General features: G+C 50.6%; 14 protein-coding genes. 9 read left to right on the forward strand and 5 right to left on the reverse strand.

Annotated elements, in window-relative coordinates:
* Positions 1 to 32: 32 nt before the first annotated feature.
* Genes NSU01_RS08090 through NSU01_RS08100 form a run of 3 tightly spaced genes read left to right on the forward strand, consistent with a single transcriptional unit; the run spans position 33 to position 3,594 of the window.
* Positions 33 to 989 (forward strand): ABC transporter permease subunit, encoded by a 957-nt coding sequence (locus NSU01_RS08090; RefSeq protein ID WP_042134638.1) that lies wholly within the window; start codon positions 33 to 35, stop codon positions 987 to 989.
* A 14-nt stretch (positions 990 to 1,003) separates the two neighbouring features.
* Positions 1,004 to 1,903, forward strand: coding sequence for a carbohydrate ABC transporter permease (locus tag NSU01_RS08095; protein WP_042134639.1), 900 nt, complete (start codon positions 1,004 to 1,006; stop codon positions 1,901 to 1,903).
* Positions 1,904 to 1,962: 59 nt separating this feature from the next.
* Entirely contained in the window at positions 1,963 to 3,594 is a 1,632-nt protein-coding gene (locus NSU01_RS08100) for an ABC transporter substrate-binding protein (RefSeq protein ID WP_042134641.1), read from the forward strand.
* Between the two features lie 259 nt (positions 3,595 to 3,853).
* On the opposite strand, the gene NSU01_RS08105 is transcribed toward NSU01_RS08100, so the two are convergent.
* Entirely contained in the window at positions 3,854 to 4,309 is a 456-nt protein-coding gene (locus NSU01_RS08105; protein WP_042134642.1) for a GNAT family N-acetyltransferase, read from the reverse strand.
* A gap of 152 nt (positions 4,310 to 4,461) precedes the next feature.
* On the opposite strand from NSU01_RS08105, the gene NSU01_RS08110 reads away from it, so the two are divergent.
* A complete protein-coding gene (locus NSU01_RS08110; protein ID WP_042134644.1) occupies positions 4,462 to 4,914 on the forward strand; it encodes a MarR family transcriptional regulator in 453 nt (150 codons plus the stop codon).
* A gap of 68 nt (positions 4,915 to 4,982) precedes the next feature.
* Positions 4,983 to 6,389, forward strand: a complete 1,407-nt coding sequence (locus NSU01_RS08115; RefSeq protein ID WP_076242484.1) for an amino acid permease — start codon at positions 4,983 to 4,985, stop codon at positions 6,387 to 6,389.
* On the opposite strand, the gene NSU01_RS08120 is transcribed toward NSU01_RS08115, so the two are convergent.
* Together NSU01_RS08120 and NSU01_RS08125 are read right to left on the reverse strand one after the other, a co-directional pair.
* A complete protein-coding gene (locus NSU01_RS08120) occupies positions 6,386 to 7,018 on the reverse strand; it encodes a LysE family transporter (RefSeq protein WP_076242832.1) in 633 nt (210 codons plus the stop codon). The two genes, NSU01_RS08115 and NSU01_RS08120, sit on opposite strands and share 4 nt — an antisense overlap.
* Positions 7,019 to 7,134: 116 nt before the next feature.
* The gene (locus NSU01_RS08125) at positions 7,135 to 7,656 is read right to left on the reverse strand and encodes a DUF3231 family protein (RefSeq protein WP_042134645.1); all 522 of its coding nucleotides are present in this window, start codon (positions 7,654 to 7,656) and stop codon (positions 7,135 to 7,137) included.
* Positions 7,657 to 7,887: 231 nt separating this feature from the next.
* On the opposite strand from NSU01_RS08125, the gene NSU01_RS08130 reads away from it, so the two are divergent.
* Entirely contained in the window at positions 7,888 to 9,168 is a 1,281-nt protein-coding gene (locus tag NSU01_RS08130; protein WP_076242485.1) for an MFS transporter, read from the forward strand.
* A gap of 11 nt (positions 9,169 to 9,179) precedes the next feature.
* Here NSU01_RS08130 and NSU01_RS08135 read toward each other — a convergent pair whose 3' ends face one another.
* A complete protein-coding gene (locus NSU01_RS08135) occupies positions 9,180 to 11,048 on the reverse strand; it encodes an ATP-dependent DNA helicase (RefSeq protein WP_339302897.1) in 1,869 nt (622 codons plus the stop codon).
* Positions 11,049 to 11,397: 349 nt separating this feature from the next.
* Here NSU01_RS08135 and NSU01_RS08140 point away from each other — a divergent pair, with 349 nt between their 5' ends.
* From NSU01_RS08140 to NSU01_RS08150, 3 genes are all read left to right on the forward strand, one after another.
* Complete coding sequence (locus tag NSU01_RS08140; protein ID WP_042134651.1) at positions 11,398 to 12,468, forward strand: SGNH/GDSL hydrolase family protein; 1,071 nt, start codon at positions 11,398 to 11,400, stop codon at positions 12,466 to 12,468.
* A gap of 235 nt (positions 12,469 to 12,703) precedes the next feature.
* Positions 12,704 to 13,906, forward strand: a complete 1,203-nt coding sequence (locus NSU01_RS08145) for an ATP-binding protein (protein WP_076242487.1) — start codon at positions 12,704 to 12,706, stop codon at positions 13,904 to 13,906.
* 17 nt (positions 13,907 to 13,923) lie between these two features.
* Positions 13,924 to 19,638, forward strand: a complete 5,715-nt coding sequence (locus NSU01_RS08150) for a HAMP domain-containing protein (protein ID WP_076242488.1) — start codon at positions 13,924 to 13,926, stop codon at positions 19,636 to 19,638.
* 66 nt (positions 19,639 to 19,704) lie between these two features.
* Here NSU01_RS08150 and NSU01_RS08155 read toward each other — a convergent pair whose 3' ends face one another.
* Positions 19,705 to 20,754, reverse strand: coding sequence for a LacI family DNA-binding transcriptional regulator (locus tag NSU01_RS08155; protein WP_179093409.1), 1,050 nt, complete (start codon positions 20,752 to 20,754; stop codon positions 19,705 to 19,707).
* Positions 20,755 to 20,914 lie beyond the last annotated feature (160 nt).

Genomic DNA, 20,914 nt, shown 5'->3' on the forward strand with positions numbered 1-20,914 from the left:
CACAGAGATAAAATGATGTAGGAGGTGAGACTTTGAAAGTTGCAAACGCTTCAAAGACAAATCAAAATGCTCTATTAAGAAAGAAACAGGGGCCCGGGTATTTTTTAAAGCGTGACTGGCAGCTCTATTTCCTGGTATTGATTCCACTGTCTTTTGTAATCGTATTCAAGTATCTGCCGATGACCGGACTTGTAATCGCTTTTAAAGACTACAAAATTGCAAAAGGCTTCTGGGGCAGTGAATGGGTGGGCCTCCAAATCTTCCAGGATATTTTCGCCAAGCCTGACTTTGCTCCTGCTGTCCGCAATACGCTGCTGCTGAATATTCTGGATCTGTGTTTCAGCTTCACGATGCCGATTCTGCTGGCGCTGCTGCTGAATGAGGTCAAAAGTATCCGGTTCAAACGCATCAATCAGACGCTGCTGTACCTGCCGCATTTCCTGTCCTGGGTCATTATCGGGGCCATCGCATATCAGCTTCTTAGTGAAGGCGGCGGTGTGATTAACAATCTGATTGAACTGATGGGCGGTACCCGCGTTCCGTTCCTGCAGGAAGACACGAACTGGCTGATCAGCTATCTGGCTATCGGTGTGTGGCAGAGCATGGGCTGGGGCACGATTATCTATCTGGCGGCGATGAGCGGGATCAACCCGGAGATGTATGAAGCGGCTACGGTCGATGGAGCAGGACGCTGGAGAAAGGTATGGAATATTACGGTACCTTCTATCCGTGCAACCATCGTAACCCTGCTGATCATGAATCTGGGGAAAGTAATGGAGGGCTCGTTCGAGCGCATCTTCGCTCTGCAGAACAAGGCTACCACAGAGTACACAACAACCATACCGGTTCTGGTATACCGCTGGGGGATTGAATCCGGTAATTTCAGCCGGGCGACCGCGCTTGGATTATTCCAATCTGTTATCGGAATTATTCTTGTAATAACGGCAGATCGCGTCGCTAAAAAGCTCGGTGAAGATGGAATATTATAGAAAGGAGGGAAACCATGAGAGCATCAACAGTCCGTTCGGCCTCACTAAGTAAAGGACGTTTGGACATCTGGGATGTGCTGATCCGCATCGTCTTAATTGTTGTTTCACTAATTTGTTTGCTGCCGTTCCTGCATGTCGTGTCGAAATCCCTGAGCTCTGACTCCTTCGTCATTGCCAATAAGGTCTTCTTGTGGCCGCAGGGCTTCACCATCGAAGCGTATAAGAAAATCTTCGCGGATGCCAGCATCCTCCGTTCCCTGTACATCTCGGTAATTGTAACCGTACTGTTCACGATTCTGGGAATGATTCTGACGATATGCGCTGCGTATCCGTTGTCGAGAGCCCAGTTCAAGGGCCGCCGGGTTATCACCTTCATTTTCCTGTTCACGATGTACTTTAGCGGGGGGATCATCCCGGATTACATGAACATTAATAATCTGGGACTGATGGATACGATCTGGTCACTGATTCTGCCCTTGTCATTCAGTGCCTTCAATTTGCTGATTATGAAGACATCGCTAACGCACGGGATTCCGGTGAGTCTGGAAGAATCGGCGCGCATCGACGGTGCCGGTCATTTCCGGATTCTGTTCAGCATCGTCCTGCCGTTGTCCAAGCCGATTATGGCGACACTTGCCCTCTTCTACGCAGTTGGGCGCTGGAATGCTTACCAGGATGCACTGTTCTACATCAAGCATGAGACTTCGCTCCGGCCGCTACAGCTGAAGCTGTATTATCTGGTCATTCAGGCGAGTGAAAGCTTCCAGCTGGAAGCCACCACAGTATCACTCAGCAACCCGGAAGTGCTTAAAGCATCCGTCGTGGTGTTTGCTACCCTGCCGATTCTCTGCGTGTATCCTTTCGTTCAGAAATACTTCGTGCAAGGAGTTATGCTAGGAGCCGTTAAGGAGTAGCCGTATGTTCCGCAAGCAGCAGTAAATAGCACCCGAAAATTAAAAATGGGGGAATTACGATGAACAAAAAAGGTTTTGCTTCATTAATGATGGCATCTGTCATGACAGCCGGCATGCTTGCCGGATGCTCCGGCGGAAATAATAAACAGAGTGCCGGAACGGACACGCCTGCAGCTTCCAGCAACCAGAGTGAGGGCTTTGCAGATTATTCACAAGGCTTTAAAGAGAAGGTTGCGATTGATATTCCGGTCTATGAACGCGCTTTCGAGGGCTGGAATGTAAGTGATAACTATTACACCCGCTGGGTTCAGGCGGAGTTCGGTGACAAATACAATATCGATGTTAACTTTGTACCTATCTCCCGCAGCAGTGAAGTAACTGATTACGAGCAGCTGCTCGCATCGCATAAGGCGCCGGATATTATTTTCCACTACGATATGCCTCAAGCGCTTACTTATTACGGCGAAGATGTGATGCAGGAGCTTGACTATTCAGAAATAGAAAATTATGCTCCAACTTACTGGGCAAATCTGGGTGAAACGATCCAGCAGTACGGCAAAGTGGACGATAAGAATACCTTCTTCTTCGCTGCACGTCCTGAAGCCGATAACTTCGTCAGTATCATCCGTAAAGACTGGGTGGAGCAGGTTGGCATGAAGGTGGAGGATTTGACCTCCCTGGAGAAGTATAATGAGATGCTGGCGAAATGGAAAGAAGCCGGACTTGGTGTGACTGCGGGGAATCTGATTAAGGACTTCTACAGCTATAACTATGCTTTTCGTGAATGGCCGGTGGATCAGGCATATCGTGCCCTGTATTCGGATGTAAGTGTTGCTGACTTCACCAGCGCTGATACCGAACGTTTCCTGCGCAATCTGAACTATCAGTACAATAACGGTCTCGTGGATAAAGAGTTCTATCTGCGCAGTGATGATAACAAGATCAAATCTGAATTCGTTGCCGGCAAAACGGGTAACTACGCATTCTATCTGACCAACAATGCCGATGTCTTCGCAGCTACGCTGGCCAACAACCCGGATGCCGAATTTGCGGTAATTCCTCCGAATGCAATGGTGCCGGAAGGTTACAAGCCTCAAGGACGCGCTTACTGGCCGTTCGGCTTCATCATGGGCATCAACTATGAGACTACGGATGAAGAGCGTGCTGCCGTCTGGATGTACCTCGAGTGGCTGAGCCAGCCGGAGAACCTGTTCAAATTCCAGAACGGTATTGAAGGCGAGAACTATACACTTGATGCTGAAGGCATTGCTGTGAAGAACCCGGATTACAAAGGCGAATCTGTCCTCTCCACGAACAACAATAAAGACTACTGGGGACTAGTGACTGAAATTGCACAATATCCGGATGCAGAGAAGACCCTCCAGTCGAATCTGCGTAACTGGTCACCGGCCGGCTATGAATATCTCGCCGAGGATATGGTGAAATACTACAACGAGGTTGCGGAATTCCGTACACCTGATGCCATGTTCAGTGTAGTGCTCGAAAAGGTTAATGAATACAAAGCGGATCTGAACTCGCTGTTCCAGGATCTGTATGTGAAGACCGTTCTGGCTCCGGAAGCTGAATTCGATGCAGCCTATGCAGATGCCAAGAAGAGCTTCCTTGATGCTGGATATCAGGAAATCCTTGATGAGAAGCAGGCAGCTATCGATGCGGGCCAGTTCCGTTGATTTGAAGTTATAACGACAAAAAGAGGCTGTTCCAAAAGCCATGAAATGGCTGCTTGGGACAGCTCTTTGTTTTGGAGTAGGATCAACGTGAGCACTTGGGTGGACGCTCCGCGAACGGACTGTTGTTCCAATCGCTGTGCTCTCCAGATTTTTTTCATTCCCCTTAGCGGTGAAAATCCGGAGACCAAGGCGAACGCATTCGCTTTTCCACAATCAGTCCGTCCTCTCCGCTGTTTAAGCGGGAAGCGTGTCTGTAATTTCACAATGCCTTCGTCATAAACACACTGTAAGGATCTTCAATGTAATCCGCAAACGGGCTGCAGGTCTCAAACCCGAATCGTTCGTATAATTTCCGGGCCGCCTCGAAGCCTTCCGTCGATCCGGTTTCCAGACTCAGCCGCACATAGCCTTGCTGCATAGCTTCCTTAAGGATGTGGGCAAGCATTGCAGAAGCGACGCCTTTTCTGAGGTGCCTGCCAGAAGTCCGCATGGATTTGATTTCACCATGATGGTCCCCAAGGTCTTTAAGCGCCCCGCAACCTAATAGCTCGCCGTGTTCCCAGGCACTCCAGAAGGTGATTTCCGGTGACCGTAATTTGTCCAAATCCAGTGCATGTACACTCTCCGGCGGGGATTGCTCAAACATGCTCTGTAAATGCTCGCTGATCAATGCTATGATTTCAGTTCCAGTCAAATTATCGATTCTAATCTCCATGTTATTCACTCCTGAGTGTAAGATGACGATCCAGGGCCATTCTACATTTGTTTTTTGTGCCAGAAACGCCATAATGAAATAACGATATTCATTAGTATATATAGATTTATTATTGTTGTAAATACAACATTATTGGACGGGCAGGTGATCAAGTGAAAGAGATACTGCGTGAGGTTGGAATGATTGCGAGGGCACTGGATTCTATAAGTAATATAGAGTTCAAGGAATTAGATCTGACTAAGGGGCAATATTTATATCTCGTCCGCATCTATGAGAATCCGGGAATTATTCAGGAGAAGCTGTCCGAAATGATCAAGGTAGACCGGACAACCGCCGCACGTGCAGTGCAGAAGCTTGAAGTCCAAGGCTTCATTGAGAAGAAGGATGATGAAACAAACAAAAAAATCAACAGGCTGTTTACAACTGAAAAGGGTGATCAGGCTTATTCTTTTCTGAAAAGAGAAGGGGATCATACGGACAGGGTTGCCTTAGCAGGGTTCTCCGGACAAGAATCAGAACTATTATTTCAGCTTCTGCAGAGAGTCCGGAAAAATATTGAGGTTGAATGGGAGTATGTGAAGAAGGGGAATAAAAGAGAGTACTAATTTGTCCGCCCGAGGGGAATTGTAGAGATGAGAACTCTCAAATTCGAATCAGGATGAGGACGGAATTCATGAAGCAAACCTCCAGTAAAACCGAAGAAGACAAGAAGCTTAAATGGTGGCAGCTCAGTTTATTGGGCATAGCAGGGACTATAGGAACCGGATACTTTTTGGGCTCGGGACTGGCCATCTCCATGGGCGGTCCTGCTGTGCTGCTGGCCTACATTTTGGCGGCTGGCGGAACCTATGTTGTATTTGATGCGCTGGCAAGGATGACGGCAGAACATCCGGAGCAGGGCTCCTTCCGGTCCTATGCCAAGAAAGCGTTCGGCAGCTGGGCAGGGTTCGGAAGCGGCTGGGTATATTGGTTCTCGGAGCTGCTGATTATGGGAAGCCAACTTACAGCGTTATCCATCTTCTCGCGTTTTTGGTTTCCGGCCGTACCGATGTGGGTTTTTGCTGCCGGGTTTGCCGCAGTGAGCCTGTTGATTGTGTTTTTCGGGAATAAGGGATTTGACCGGGTTGAAAATATACTGGCTGTCATCAAAGTGGCGGCGATCCTGATGTTTCTTGTGATTGCTGCTGCGCTTCTGGCAGGCTGGATCGGTGGGGGGAAGTTCACACCGAAGGTACCCCTTGGGTATAAGGCATTGTTTCCGTCAGGAGGTATCGGACTATGGTCGGCCTTTATTTTTGCTTTTTATGCTTACGGCGGCATTGAGGTGCTGGGGATTATGTCTTACAGGCTCAAGAAACCTGAGGAGGCTCCAAAGGCGGGGAAGGTCATGCTGCTCGGACTGGCTGGGGTGTATGTCCTGTCGATCGGACTTGCGGTGATCATGGTGCCGTTAAGCGCCTTCAACCCGAAGGAAAGTCCTTTTGTTCTCGCACTGAGCAGCGATCATCTGGCCTTTGTGCCGCATTTGTTTAACGGGGTGCTGATCATTGCCGGATTCTCCACGATGACAGCCTCGCTGTATGCCATTACCTCAATGATGATCACTCTTGCGCAGGAAGGCGATGCGCCCAAGTTATTCTCGAAGAAATGGAAGGATAAATATCCGTTCTACGCACTATGTCTGATTGCTGCCGGTCTAATAGGTGCTATCATGATGTCCTTGTGGCTGCCGGGAAAAGTATATGAATACATTACCACGGCTGCGGGCCTCATGATCCTGTATAACTGGTCCTTTATCTTACTCTCAGCCGGCCGGCTGCTTAAGCCCAGTCTTCTCAGCGGAGTGAAACGCTGGACGGGCCTGGTGCTGATTGCGGCTGCTGTAGCAGGGACACTGTTTCATGCGCTCAGCCGTCCGGGCTTCTACATCAGTCTGCTGATTGTTTCACTGATTGCGCTGAGTGACTGGATTGTTCAACACTATCGCGGCAAAAAAGGCGGTACCCATGAATCCCATTCCCTGCAGGGCGGTCCTGAGTTCCGGATCACAGGGATCAGGCTGCGCAAAAACAAGGTTTAATGAAAAAAGAGCAGCCGTGCAACCTGTACACCAAAATAAAAACCAAAGCCAATCAGCGACAGGCCGGACAGTACGGAGATCACCTGTAATACCCTGACCGTCAGAAACTTACGGAAGAGACTGGAGGCGGCCGCCATGGTTACGTCCCAGAGCAGAATCCCGAGGACGATTGCCCCGCTGTAGATCAGCAGCTGCTGCATCGGATAATTACTGGCAGCCTCAGCCAATATCGAGCCGTATATCCCCAGCCAGAACAGGATGGACAGGGGATTGAATAAGGACATCAGAAATCCCGACACATAAGACCTGGACAGTGAGGCATCGCTTCCCCTTAGGCCGGCCACTGAAATGTCTCCTGTATTCTTGATGCTGTCCACCCCTGTATAGACGAGGACAAAGAACCCGAACAGCCACAAGAATACTTTCACAAACGGATCGTCCAGCAGGTGAATTAGGCCGAAATAGACAAGCAGCATATAGATAATATCTGCGCTGACCGCCCCCAGGCCAACAGCCCAGGCAGGCATGAATCCTCCGCGGAGTCCCTTGTCCAGCTGTGCAGCATTAATGGGCCCCAAGGGTGCGGAAAGAGATAATCCCAGAAAGATATAACCTATAAATACGTTAATGTTGTCCTCCCCCTTTATACAGATAGCATATTCTGGTAAAGGCGGATATAGGACAACCAAAAGAAGGCCCGCGAAAGATCGCGGGCCCTCTTTATGGGATGTTGAGTGTAAACAGTTTACACTCTAACGGTTTCAGGTCTTTTAGTTAGAAGAGGCGGTGGAATCAGCCAGCCCTTCTTCTTATTCAAATGCAGAATTTTAACGCCTATGGCTGCTTTGGTAAGGTGGTATTTGGCAAATAAGGCCCCGATATCTTCGCGGATGGATTGCCCCATAGCCTGACTGCATGCTACCAGTCCTGTAGCGGTATCAGCAGCAAGTTTGGCAGCTATTTCAGGATCTGTGAACCGTGCCCCAACAGGGATATCCTCAAGCTTGGCATCCGGCCGGTCTGGCATTACCGGTGCAGAGGCAAGACCCTGCTCGGTGAGCAGAGTGTCGCACTCACTGATTTCCAGCTCTGCCTGATCAATTAATGTTCCTAATATTTTTTTGAGATCGTTATCGCCAGCGTGATACATATAAGCTCTGTAACACGACAATGCTCCCTTGGCTACCATCGAGGCTTGCCAGACCGTGAAGATTTCTCCATAGTGCATCGGTTCTTCTTTGGGGTTACCGCCTAAAATTCCTGTCATAAATAAACTCCTTTATTGTTGGATTTGAACAAGAACTAGCATGCCCGCAAAGAACATGGATGTTGCAGCATTTTCACCGATACAATCTAAATTCATAATATTGCTACATAATCTCAGCCGGACCTCCCTTTTTTGTTCAATGAACAGCATCAATATCTCCCTGCAGGGTGTATAAATAATGCTGTATGAACCACAATAAGCAGGATGTGATTACAAAGAAGGTGGTTCGCCATGAAAGGTTCAAAAGGAGCATTAATTGCACTTGCTTCCATCCCGTTAATCATGACACTTGGCAATTCCATGCTGTTGCCTATTCTGCCGCAGATCTCCAAAAAGCTTGGTATCAATGCTTTTCAGGTCAGTATGATCATCACGGTGTATGGCCTGATCGCCATCTTGATGATTCCGGTTGCCGGTTATCTGTCAGACCGCTTTGGACGTAAAATCGTTATCCTGCCCAGTCTCATCCTTGCGGCCATAGGCGGAGCTATTTGTGTTGCCGCTGCCTGGTTCTTAACCGGAGTAACTGCCTACTGGGTCATCCTCGGAGGGCGTCTAGTCCAGGGGATTGGAGCCGCAGGAGCCTTTCCGATCGTCCTTCCCTTCGTAGGAGATCTGTTCAAGGATGAGAAAGAGGTTAGTAAAGGATTGGGAATCATTGAAACCTCCAACACCTTCGGCAAAGTATTAAGTCCGATCCTTGGCGCGTATCTCGGTACATTGCTATGGTATGCACCCTTCATCGCGATTCCGGCCTTGTGTCTGATTTCCTTTGTGCTTGTTGTGTTTCTCGTCAAGAAACCAAAGTCAGAGGAGAAGGCCGAAAAGAAAAGCATCGGGCAATTCTTAACCGGCATTAAAGAAATCCTGCATGAAAGGGGCCGCTGGCTGTATGCCATATTTGCGATAGGCGGAATCTGTATGTTCGCAACCTTCGGCGTGCTGTTCTATTTATCGGAGACGCTGGAGGCGGAGTATAACCTGCATGGGGCCTCCAAGGGATTTGTACTGGCCATTCCCCTTGCACTTCTGTGTCTGGCCTCTTACGGAAGCGGCAAAATCATCGGCAAAAACAAGCTGTTAATGAAATGGCTCGGTTTCGGAGGTATGGCGGTGCTTACAGCAGCTATGCTGATAACAGGCTTTAGCCAGAATATATACTTCATGGTAGGCTTCTTAAGTTTAAGCGGTGTCGGGATTGGTGTGGTTCTGCCCTGCATGGATGCGCTGATCACGGAGGGGATTGAAAAAGAGAACCGTGGTACAATCACCTCCTTATACAGCAGCATGAGATTTATCGGGGTTGCACTGGGCCCGCCGGTCGTGTCACTTCTAATGAACCGGGGACATTGGGTTTTATTCGGTACTATGGCAGCCGTAGGGGCGGCTGGCGGGCTTCTGTCCTTTTTCGCCGTTACTCCAAGCAAAGGAGAGGCTGGAGGCGAGAACAATCTGAAGCAAACCAGCATGAAGCATAAAAAAGCAAATCCGATGCGCCAGCGTGTCCGTTAGAGCGGTTGATATCAAATCTTATCAAATTTCTCCTGTACAAACTTCTCCAGCACCCTGAAATCCTCGGTAACCCGCTTGAAGGGCAAAGCTCCCAGCACCTTATCCCGGTAGTCCTTACGGGCTCCGGCGGACAGGCGGGAATCGAGGATACTGAGCACACCCAGGTCCGTTTCACTGCGGATCAGACGTCCCGTGCCCTGCCTCAACCGGAGTAGCATGTCCGGGACGAATACGTCTTTCAAGGGGTTCTCAGCCAAAGAGGCCTTATATTCATAGACCGGATCGGCAGGGACCGGGAAAGGGAGCCGGACCACAATTAACTGCGATAAATCGGAGCCTGCGATATTTACGCCCTCCCAGAATACCCCCGTACTCAGCAGAACGCCTTTACTGGCCCGGAATTCAGCGATTACCCCATCCTGGGACGAGCCTTCCCTCTGCACATGCAGCGCCCAGTTAAGCTTCTCGGCGCTTAGCTTCTGATGAATGTACTTCATATCCTCTTTGGCCGAGAAAAGCACCAGTGTCCGCCCGTCCGTCAAATTGCAGAGTCTCAGCATCTCCTTGTACGCTGCTTCCAGATAAGCTTCCCGGTTGTTATGGTTATAGTAGGGAACGTTCCTGGCAATGTACATCAGGGTGTGGTTATCGTAATCAAACGGTGAAGCCTGGCGCTCCATATAATCTCCCCGGTATCCGAGCGACTCTGTCAGATAAGCATATTGTTCCTCCAGCGTATCTCCGGTCTGGCACAGGGTTGCTGACGTTAAGATGACAGAGGTCTTTCCGTTAAACAAGCTGTGTTTCAGGAACTGGCTTATGCCTTTGGGACAGATGCTGACCGTGCTCTCCCCCCGCGTATGGCTTGCCCAGATCAGATAGTTGTCCTCCGCTCCGGCGAGTACAGCAAAGAGGCCGATAAGTCCGTTCATGGCTTCAAAAGCATTGTCAATCTCCCGCTCACGCCGGGAAGTGAGGACGGACAGGCTGAGACTGAACTCTCTCAATACCTGAATTCCCCGCTGCAGCGGGACTCCTGTAATCACCGATACTTTGATCCGGTCATTGTCCTGCTTGGCTGTGTGCAGCAGATCCGCCTCTACCTGTCTGAAAATATCCCCGGCGCATCTTTTTATGAATTTATATTGTGCCATTAGCTCCTTATCTGCGGATTGCCTGAAAAGAATCTGTAAGGCGTCCTCCAGTATGCGGCAGGTTCCCCGGAAGGTGAATTCGAGCGTTCTTGCATCTCTGACCTTTGCTTCGAGATTATGCGCTTCATCTATTACGATCAGCGCCGGCCGTTCCGCAATTAAGCCCTTGGTTCCTTCCTTCTTCTTAATCAGGTCACGGATAAGCAGGTCTTGATTAACGATGATGAAATCCATGTCGCCGGGGCCGGCATTAATTTTGGCCCTCATCTCGTAGAACGAGCAGGTGCTCCGGTAATGGCATTGCTCAAATTTGCAATCATTCACACAAACGCCGGACCATACCGCGTCACTAACACCGCCCTCAATATCTGCCCGCTCATCGATCCCGTAATTCACAATACGTTCGGCAAGCGCAGACAGGGGGGAAGCAGCAGCATCCGGCTTGATTAGTTCAGCTGCCCTGTACCGGCAGGCATATTGCCCCATACCTTTCCCGACTACGGAGCGGACTGAAGTGAACCCGAGCCGGCTGCCGATGAACCGCAGATCTTTATGGATCTGTTCGGAGAGCTGGATGGAGGAGGTGGCAATAATGACCGGCTGCCGGGAGATCTGGTTAATGAGCAGGCCGGGGATAAGGTAGGCAAAAGACTTGCCGATTCCGACTCCGGCTTCAATCATCGCATTGTGGCTATGTACATAAGCATCCGCGATATCCAGAGACATATCCTGCTGGCCGAGCCTCTCTGTGAGGCCGATCCTCGGAAACCGGTCATACATCCGGAAGATGGCATTGACCAGAGCGGGTTCGATGTCCTTTTTCAGCTCCCGCTTCTGTAATTTATAGAGATCATTTAACCAGCTGATAACGACCGCCCCTTTTCTATAATCAATGATGTGCCTGTCCCGAATCTATTTGGGTGAGGTTGTTATTATCATAGATGAAGCGCTAACAGTCAAGGGTTAGAATGTAACAGATTCGCGGAATGCTCCAGTCTCTTTGTCAGACAGTTCTTGAAAACAAAAGGCGCGCCTGCTACTGTTACTGTTATAGAGCGGGAAGGAAGGTTTAAAGATGACAGAACACGCGCAAGTATTCAAACCTGCGGAGACACATGTGAAATTGACCGGCCGGACGCATTACAGCAATGATGTGCTGTGGCTGGCACTCTCCGGCAGCGGTATCGAATTTTCATTCTATGGCACCAAAGCGGAGATTACATTGAAAGCTGATACTATTGCCTTAACCGGTAATAATCTGGCCAGGATTGGCATCTGTGTAAACGGAGTACGGGTCATTGACGACCAGCTGGACACGCTGCTTAGAACGTATACGATATTTGAGAGCGAGACGGAGCAGGAGGTCAGGGTAAAGGTCACCAAGCTGTCTGAGGCGGCAATGTCCACGGCAGGGATTCAGGAGATTGCTGTCCATGCAGCCGATGGAATCAAACCCGCTCCGGCAAAAGTACATAAGATCGAATTCATCGGCGATTCCATTACCTGCGGCTACGGCGTGGATGATGAGGACGGGCTGCATTCCTTCTCCACAGCTACAGAAGATGTCACCAAAAGCTATGCTTATCTGACGGCCCGCCATCTTGATGCGGACTATAGTATGGTTTCGTATAGCGGCTATGGCATTATTACAGGATACACAGAAACCGATCAACGGCTGCTGACACATCTCCTCCCGGATTATTATGAACGGGTAGGCAAGTCCGAGGGTAAATTTGACGGCGTTCTGCTGCCCCAGGATATTCGTTGGGATTTCAACAGGTTTGTGCCCGATCTGATTGTCATCAATCTCGGAACGAATGATGATTCCTACACCAGAGACGATACCGGCAAGCAGACGGAATATGCCAGGGAGTATGCTGAATTCCTCAAAATGGTCAGACGCAATAACCCCCGCACACCCATTCTGTGTACGCTGGGCATCATGGGAGACAGATTGTATCCTTATGTCGAACAGGCAGTGAAGGGATATATGCAAGAAACAGGAGACAGCAATATTTCTGCCATGAAATTTGACGTGCAGGAGGCAGCGGATGGATACGCCTCCGACTCCCACCCTTCCCAAGCTACGCACAGTAAAGCTGCCCGGAAGCTGACGGCTCATATCAGGGGGCTTATGGAGTGGTGATACAGGGAAGCTTGATTGGGCAGAATAATATCTGCTCTGAATATTGCCTAAAGGAAGAAAGCGGCCCGTCTCCGGACGATCGCTTTTTTGTTTTTCCTACACTGGTGAATACATAGAGAACAATGGGAAAGCTATATGGGTAAAGCGAGTTTCGTTATTTGAAATTATGGGTATATAAGCTATATTTTCGAAATATAAACGTCAGCAAGCCACAAGTCGGAAAGTGAGGGTCCTCATGGATTTCCCAGTCAACATCCTTCTCGTAGACGATCACCCCGAAAACTTGCTTGCCATTGAGGCCGTTCTAAGCGGAGAACCCTACCATCTGTTCCGGGCATATTCCGGGGTAGAGGCTTTGCGCTGTTTATTGGAAGAAGAATTTGCTGTCATCGTAATGGATGTGCTAATGCCGGGAATGGACGGGCTGGAGACGGCACGCCTCATCCGGACCCGGGAGAAAAACAATTACGTGCCTATCATCTTTATGACAGCGACCAGTAATACAATGGAGGATATCTTCGCAGGCTATTCGGTCGGCGCTATGGATTATATGACGAAGCCCTTCGTCCCGCAGCTGTTTAAATCCAAAATCGAGGGGTACGTCAGCATGTATGAAGCTAACAAAACCCTGCAGATCCAAAGCGACATGCTCAAGAAACAAGCGAAGCAGATGGAGAAAACGAATCAGGAGCTCAGAGAGGCTAAGGAAGCGGCGGAAATCGCCTCCCGTGTGAAATCGGAATTTCTGGCCATGATGAGCCATGAAATCCGGACTCCGCTGAATGGGATCATAGGCATGTCCGATCTGCTGCTCACCTCCGATCTGCCGGAAGAATACGCTGAGATGGCAGGAATTATCCACACGAGCAGCAATGCACTGCTTTCGGTCATCAATCCTATTCTCGATTATTCCAAAATTGAATCCGGGAAGATGGAAGTGGAAGAGGCGCCGTTCTCCCTTCAGGACTGCCTGGCTGAAACGATTGATTTGTTCACAGCCAAAACCAGGGAACGGAATCTGGAGATGGCTGTGACCGTAGATCCTTCGGTTCCGCCTTATATAACGGGCGATATGACCCGCCTCCGCCAGGTATTGAATAATCTGGTGGGCAATGCAGTGAAATTCACCCATGAAGGCAGTATATACATAATGGTTAACAAGCTGTCCGAAGAGGCGAATACGCTTACGCTTGAATTTACAATTAAAGATACGGGGATCGGAATTCCCCCGGATAAGATAAACGAGCTGTTCCAGCCCTTCTCCCAGCTGGATGCCTCTACAACACGCAGGTTCGGAGGCACAGGGCTTGGATTATCGATCAGCAAATCTTTAGTTGAATTAATGGGCGGCAGCATCCGGGTAGAGCCGTCGAATGAACCAGGCGCCACCTTTGTTTTTACAATTGCAGTCAAACAATTCCAAGTAAATAATGCATAAGGGGCAGGGTTGATACTATGAGCGATCAGAACCAAAGCAAAGAGATAAGCGGAGATCAGATTGATGCCGGCGAATTGCTCAACGCCTTAATGGCGATGAAGAAAGGAAACTTCTCCCACAGAATGCCCTATGACCGCACGGGAATAGCCGGTAAGGTAGCAGATACCTTCAACGAGATCATGGATATTCAGGAGAGTCTGGTGAATGAAGTCCAGACAGTAGCCAGAGTGGTCGGTAAAGAAGGTAATCTGTCGCGCAGATTCGTGCAGAAGAATCTGGGCGGCTCCTGGGAGACCATTACCGATTCGCTGAACGGGATGGTTATTGACTTGATTCAACCGACCAGCGAGATGGTCCGGGTGATTAACGCCGTAGCCAAAGGCGATCTGTCCCAGAAGGTGGAGCTGGAGATCGAAGGGCGGCCGCTCACTGGTGAATTCCAGCGGACGGCAAGCAATATTAACATGATGGTGAATCAGCTTAGTACATTTGCCTCCGAGGTTACCCGGGTAGCACGCGAGGTCGGCACGGAGGGCATTCTGGGCGGGCAGGCAGATGTCAAAGGAGTATCGGGAACCTGGAAAGACTTAACAGACAGCGTGAATTACATGGCGACTAACCTTACGGATCAGGTGCGTAATATTGCGGCGGTAACGACTGCTGTGGCGAACGGTGATCTGTCAAAGCAAATTACAGTAAATGCACGGGGAGAAATCCTTGAGCTCAAAAATACGATCAACACCATGGTGGATCAGCTCTCCATGTTCTCTTCCGAGGTTACTCGTGTAGCGCGAGAGGTTGGCACGGAGGGTAAGCTTGGCGGGCAGGCAGACGTGAAGGATGTATCGGGTACATGGCGCGATCTAACCGAAAGTGTAAACTACATGGCCTCCAACCTGACCAACCAGGTGCGTAACATCGCGGTTGTGACCACTGCGGTCGCAAACGGCGATCTGTCGAAGAAGATTACTGCCGATGTCCAGGGCGAAATCCTTGAGCTCAAGAACACCATCAACACGATGGTGGATCAGCTGTCGACCTTCGCTTCCGAGGTTACCCGGATGGCGCGTGAGGTCGGTACGGAAGGGATCCTTGGCGGACAGGCAGATGTCAAAGGCGTATCCGGCACCTGGCGGGATTTGACGGAAAGCGTAAATTACATGGCCTCGAACTTAACCAATCAGGTGCGTAACATTGCCGAAGTAACAACCGCTGTCGCTAAGGGCGACTTATCCAAGACGATAACTGTCGATGCGAAAGGCGAAATTCTCCAGTTGAAGAGCACCATCAATATTATGGTGGATCAGCTCAGCAACTTCGCCTCTGAGGTGACACGGGTGGCGCGGGAGGTCTCCACGGAAGGAATTCTCGGCGGTCAGGCGGATGTGAAGGGCGTATCCGGCACCTGGAAGGATTTAACGGACAGCGTTAACTTTATGGCGGGTACCCTGACCGATCAGGTGCGTAATATCGCTGAAGTGACGACGGCGGTGGCCAAGGGCGACCTGTCCAAGCAGATCACGGTAAATGCGACCGGAGAAATCCTTGAGCTCAAGAACACCATTAACACGATGGTGGAGCAGCTCTCTACCTTCGCTTCCGAGGTTACCCGTGTGGCGCGTGAGGTGGGTACCGAGGGCATGCTGGGCGGACAGGCCCAGGTTAAGGGCGTTGCCGGGACCTGGCGGGATTTGACCGAGAGTGTAAACTATATGGCCTCAAACCTGACCAATCAGGTGCGTAACATTGCTGTTGTAACGACGGCAGTAGCGAACGGAGATCTGTCCAAGAAAATCACTGCCGATGTCCAGGGCGAAATCCTGGAGCTCAAAAATACCATCAATACGATGGTGGACCAGCTCTCGATGTTCTCCTCCGAGGTGACGCGTGTGGCCCGCGAGGTAGGTACAGACGGCAAACTGGGCGGACAGGCGCAGGTGAAGGGCGTCGGCGGAACCTGGAAAGACTTGACCGAGGGCGTAAATAATATGGCCCGGAATTTGACGGACCAGGTGCGGAATATTGCGGACGTTACGACGGCGGTAGCCAAAGGGGATCTGTCCAAGAAGATTACCGTAGATGTCAAAGGTGAAATTCTGGAGCTGAAGAATACGATCAACACCATGGTGGACCAGCTCTCGATCTTCGCCTCCGAGGTTACGCGTGTGGCGCGCGAGGTCGGTACGGACGGCAAACTCGGGGCGCAGGCGGAAGTTAAGGATGTTTCCGGTACCTGGAAGGATCTGACCGATACGGTCAACTACATGGCCAGCAATCTGACCATTCAGATGCGCAACATTGCCGGTGTTACGACAGCGGTAGCGAACGGCGATCTGTCCAAGAAGATTACGGTAGACGTTAAAGGCGAACTGCTTGAGCTGAAGAACACGATTAATACGATGGTGGACCAGCTGAATTCGTTCGCTTCCGAGGTTACGCGTGTGGCGCGCGAGGTCGGTACAGACGGTAAGCTGGGCGGACAAGCCCAGGTGCGCGGTGTCGGGGGGATCTGGAAGGATCTGACCGACAACGTTAACATTATGGCGACCAATCTGACGGATCAGGTGCGCGGGATTGCCAAGGTTGTGACTGCCGTTGCGAACGGTAATCTGAAGCAGAAGCTGACCGTGGAAGCCAAAGGTGAAATCGCCGAGCTGACCGATACCATCAATAATATGATCGAGACGCTGGCGACCTTCGCCGACCAGGTGACCACGGTGGCGCGGGAGGTAGGCGCCGAAGGGAAACTGGGCGGACAAGCCAGTGTGCCTGGAGCAGCTGGAACGTGGCGTGACCTGACCGACAACGTTAACTACATGGCGAGTACGCTTACCACGCAGGTGCGGGCCATTACGAATGTTGCCACGGCGGTAACGAATGGCGATCTGTCACGGGCCATCGACGTATCCGCCTCCGGGGAAGTCGCGACACTCAAAGATAATATTAACGAAATGATCCGGAACCTGAAGGAGACGACCCGGATCAATACAGAGCAGGATTGGCTCAAAACCAACCTGGCCAAATTCTCACGGATGCTGCAAGGGCAAAGAGATCTGTATGCGGTGAGCCGTATGATCCTGTCCGAGCTGGCTCCGCTTGTATCTATGCAGCATGGGGTCTTCTACATCAATGAGCCTTCTAACGGTGAAGCGGTTCTGAAGCTGTTCGCCAGCTATGCTTACCAGAGCCGCAAGCATCTGGCCAATGAATTCCGGGCCGGGCAAGGGCTGGTCGGCCAGTGTCTGATTGAGAAGCAGCGGATCCTGCTTACCAATGTGCCGGGCGACTATGTTGTAATTTCGTCCGCATTGGGAGAAGCTACCCCGCTTAATATTATTTTGCTGCCGATTATTTTCGAAGATCAGGTGCTGGCGATACTGGAGCTGGCCACCTTCCGCCCTTATAGTGATATCGACATCGCCTTCCTGGATCAGCTTACAGAATCCATCGGCATTGTGATCAACACCATGCAGGCGAACCAGCGTACGGAGGAATTGCTGATCCAATCACAGTCGCTCACCGAGGAGCTCCAGAAGCAGCAGATGGAGCTGCGGAGTACGAATGACGAGCTTGAGGATAAAGCGAAGCTGCTGGTGCTGCAGAAGGCGGAAGTGGAGAGCAAGAATCATGAGGTAGAGGTAGCCAAGCGTTATCTGGAGGAGAAAGCGGAACAGCTTGCGCTCACGTCCAAGTACAAATCCGAGTTTCTGGCCAACATGTCGCATGAGCTGCGAACCCCGCTGAATTCCCTGCTGCTCCTGGCAGAACAGCTGGCCGAGAACCCGGATGAGAATCTTCATGAGATTCAGGTGAAGTTCGCGAAGACCATTCAGGACTCCGGACTTGAATTGCTTAACCTTATCAACGATATTCTGGATCTGTCCAAAATCGAATCGGGCACGATTACGCCGGATTACAGCGAGGTTTCTCTGGCAGAGCTGACAGACGGGCTGGACCGTACCTTCCGCCATATGGTGGATGCCAAGAAGCTGGACTACCGGATCATCATTGATTCCGGCGTACCGGCCAGAATAGCAACGGATTTCAAGCGGCTGCAGCAAATTCTGAAGAACCTGCTGTCCAACGCCTTCAAGTTCACGGAGCAAGGGCAGATCATGCTGCAGATCCGCAAAGCAGGCGAGGGCTGGCATCCGGAGAATGAATCGCTGACGCGGGCCAAAACGGTGATCTGCTTCTCTGTAAGCGACACGGGAATCGGTATCCCGCCTGAAAAGCAGCAGATTATCTTCGAAGCCTTCCAGCAGGCGGATGGCAGCACGAACCGGGAATACGGCGGGACAGGCCTGGGTCTTGCCATATCCCGCGAGATTGCCGAGATGTTAGGCGGAGAAATCACCCTGTACAGTGAAGCGGGCAAAGGGAGCGTCTTTAATCTGTACCTGCCTACTGAAGCGGAATTCACCGAACCGGAGATCCCCAAGGCACATGTTCCGGAGGTGATCGATATCACCCCATCCAAACGCAGAAGTAATCTGGCTAAGCCGGCAGATGATACGTTCCTTGATGACCGGGATCAGATCGTGCCGGGAGACCGTGTCTTCCTGATTATTGAGGATGACCAGAAGTTCAATGAAATTATGCTGGATATGCTCCACAAAAAAGGTATCAAAGCCGTGATTACATCCAGCGGCTATGATGTGCTGGAGCTTGTTCATAAGTACCAGCCGATTGCTATAACACTCGATCTGCATCTTGGCGGAGACGCCGACGGCTGGCTGGTACTCGAGCAGCTGAAGAACGATATTGAGGTGCGGCATATTCCGGTTTGTGTGATGACGGTCGATGAGGATGAGGTACTGCTGTTACAGCGGGGCGCTCATGATTACTTCCGCAAACCGGTGACCAATGAAGAGTTGGAGAATGCGCTCGACCGTCTGAACCAGTTTGCGGATAAGAAGACCAGGAATCTGCTGGTGGCGGTCCAGAATGAGGAAGAGCGCAAGCAAATCATTGAGCTGTTAAGCAACCCTGATATCAGTCTTACGGCAGTGGACACGGCACGCAAAGCGTTGAACCAGATCAATACCAAAGAATTCGATTGTGTGGTACTGGACAGCAGCCTGCCGGAGATGAATCTCATCCGGTTTATCCGGGATATGTACAAGAACGCGAAGAACAAAAAGGTTCCCGTCCTGGTCCACATGAGCAGGAAGCTGACACCGGCGGAAGAAAGCGATTGGGATGAGCTGGTCAAAATGGCGGTGCTCAAAGAGGTGAAATCGAATCTCCAGCTGATCGATGAAACGACCCTCTTCCTGCACCGCAAGGCGGAGAACCTGCCGTCCGGTTCAAAGGATAAGCTGGTTAAGCTGCATCACTCGGATGAAATGATTGAGTCTAAGAAAGTGCTTGTAGTGGATGATGATATCCGGAACATCTTCGCACTCACTTCCATTCTGGAACGTCATCAGATGAAGGTCATCCCTGCGGAGAACGGCCAGGATGCCATCACTCTTCTGGAACAGACACCGGACATCGAAATTGTCCTGATGGATATCATGATGCCGGGGATGGACGGCTATGAAACGACCCGTGCCATCCGGCTCAAGCCGGAATTCAAGGACCTCCCCATTCTTGCGCTGACGGCGAAAGCGATGAAGGGAGACCGGGAGCTGTGCCTCGAAGCAGGCTGCTCGGATTACATTACCAAACCAGTCAACAGTGCACAGCTGTTATCTATGATGCGTACATGGCTGGATAACGGTAACTAAGACTTATAAAAACAGGAGCCGACCCCAAAGCCGTGAAAAGGCTGCTGGGGTCAGGCTCCTGTTTTATTAAAATGATTCATGGGAAGGTTCAAGCCGCAGGCAGGATGATCTTTCGATAAATAGCGTATCGACCTTGACCTTGGTGGTGACTGCAGACGGCCTTTGAATGGCAGCGGTTAACAAATCAACAGCCCATGCAGCCATCCGTTCTTTCTCTACATGAACAGTAGTCAGCTCAGGTGTCACGATAAGAGCTTCGTTGATATTATCAAATCCGATGACAGACACATCATCCGGAATCGAGAAGCCCAGTTCGCTGAGCGCCTTCATGGCGCTGATGGCAATATAATCACATTCACAGAAGAAGGCTGTGGGGAAGGGCTGTCCGCTCTCCTTTAAGTGCTGCAGCTTGTCCCGTAACGGCTCCTGGGAGGAGAACATGGTTGGGGGCACCGCCAGAATGTTGCTCCGGGATATCTCCACATGATATTCAGCCATTGCAGACATGAATCCCCGTTGCCGCTCATCAAAGTTATGGATCCGTTCCTCGGAAGCGATATAACCTATTCTCTGATGGCCCCGCTCTGCCAGATAGGTCCCCGCCTGATAAGCCCCCATGTAATTGTTGATCTCCACAAAATGGACAGGGAGCGCATCGAAGCAAGTGTCCAGAACGACCAGGTGTGGCAGCTTGTCCGCAATATCGGCAATTCTGGAGGCCCCTAAATTGGTGCCCAGAAGAATAACTCCGCTGGTCCGTTCCTCCATAATCGTCCGGATTCCCTCCGCATAGTGCTTCTCTTCGATCGCTGAGAAGATCAGGCTGTAACCGCCCATACGGCAGCGCTCTTCAATATAATGAATGAGTTCCCGGAAAAAAGGCTGCTGATAATATTGCTCATGGACAAGCCCGGCATTGGTGAACACCAGGAACCTCAAGGATCTGCCGTTCGGATCTGCGTGCGCCGCCCGTCCTTTACCTGTATATCCTAATTCTTTGGCCAGGCGGAGAATACGCTCACGTGTATCCTGTGAAACCCCCGGTTTCCCGTTCAGTGCCAGAGAGACGGCTCCTTTGGAGACCCCGGCCAATTTAGCAAGCTCCTCCATATTCAATGGATATTCCTCCATTCCCAACATGTTCAGTACGTTTAGTGTAAGGGAAGATATTAAATATAGCAATTGGACAGATTTCTTATGGGAACGACAAGGTGAGGTGTTAGGGGTTTCGACGGGTTATGCGTTTTGTTTAGTTATGTTTAGTTAAGGTTACTCC

Source organism: Paenibacillus sp. FSL H8-0259, from assembly GCF_037963255.1.
GTDB classification, from domain to species: Bacteria; Bacillota; Bacilli; order Paenibacillales; family Paenibacillaceae; genus Paenibacillus_AQ; species Paenibacillus_AQ phytohabitans.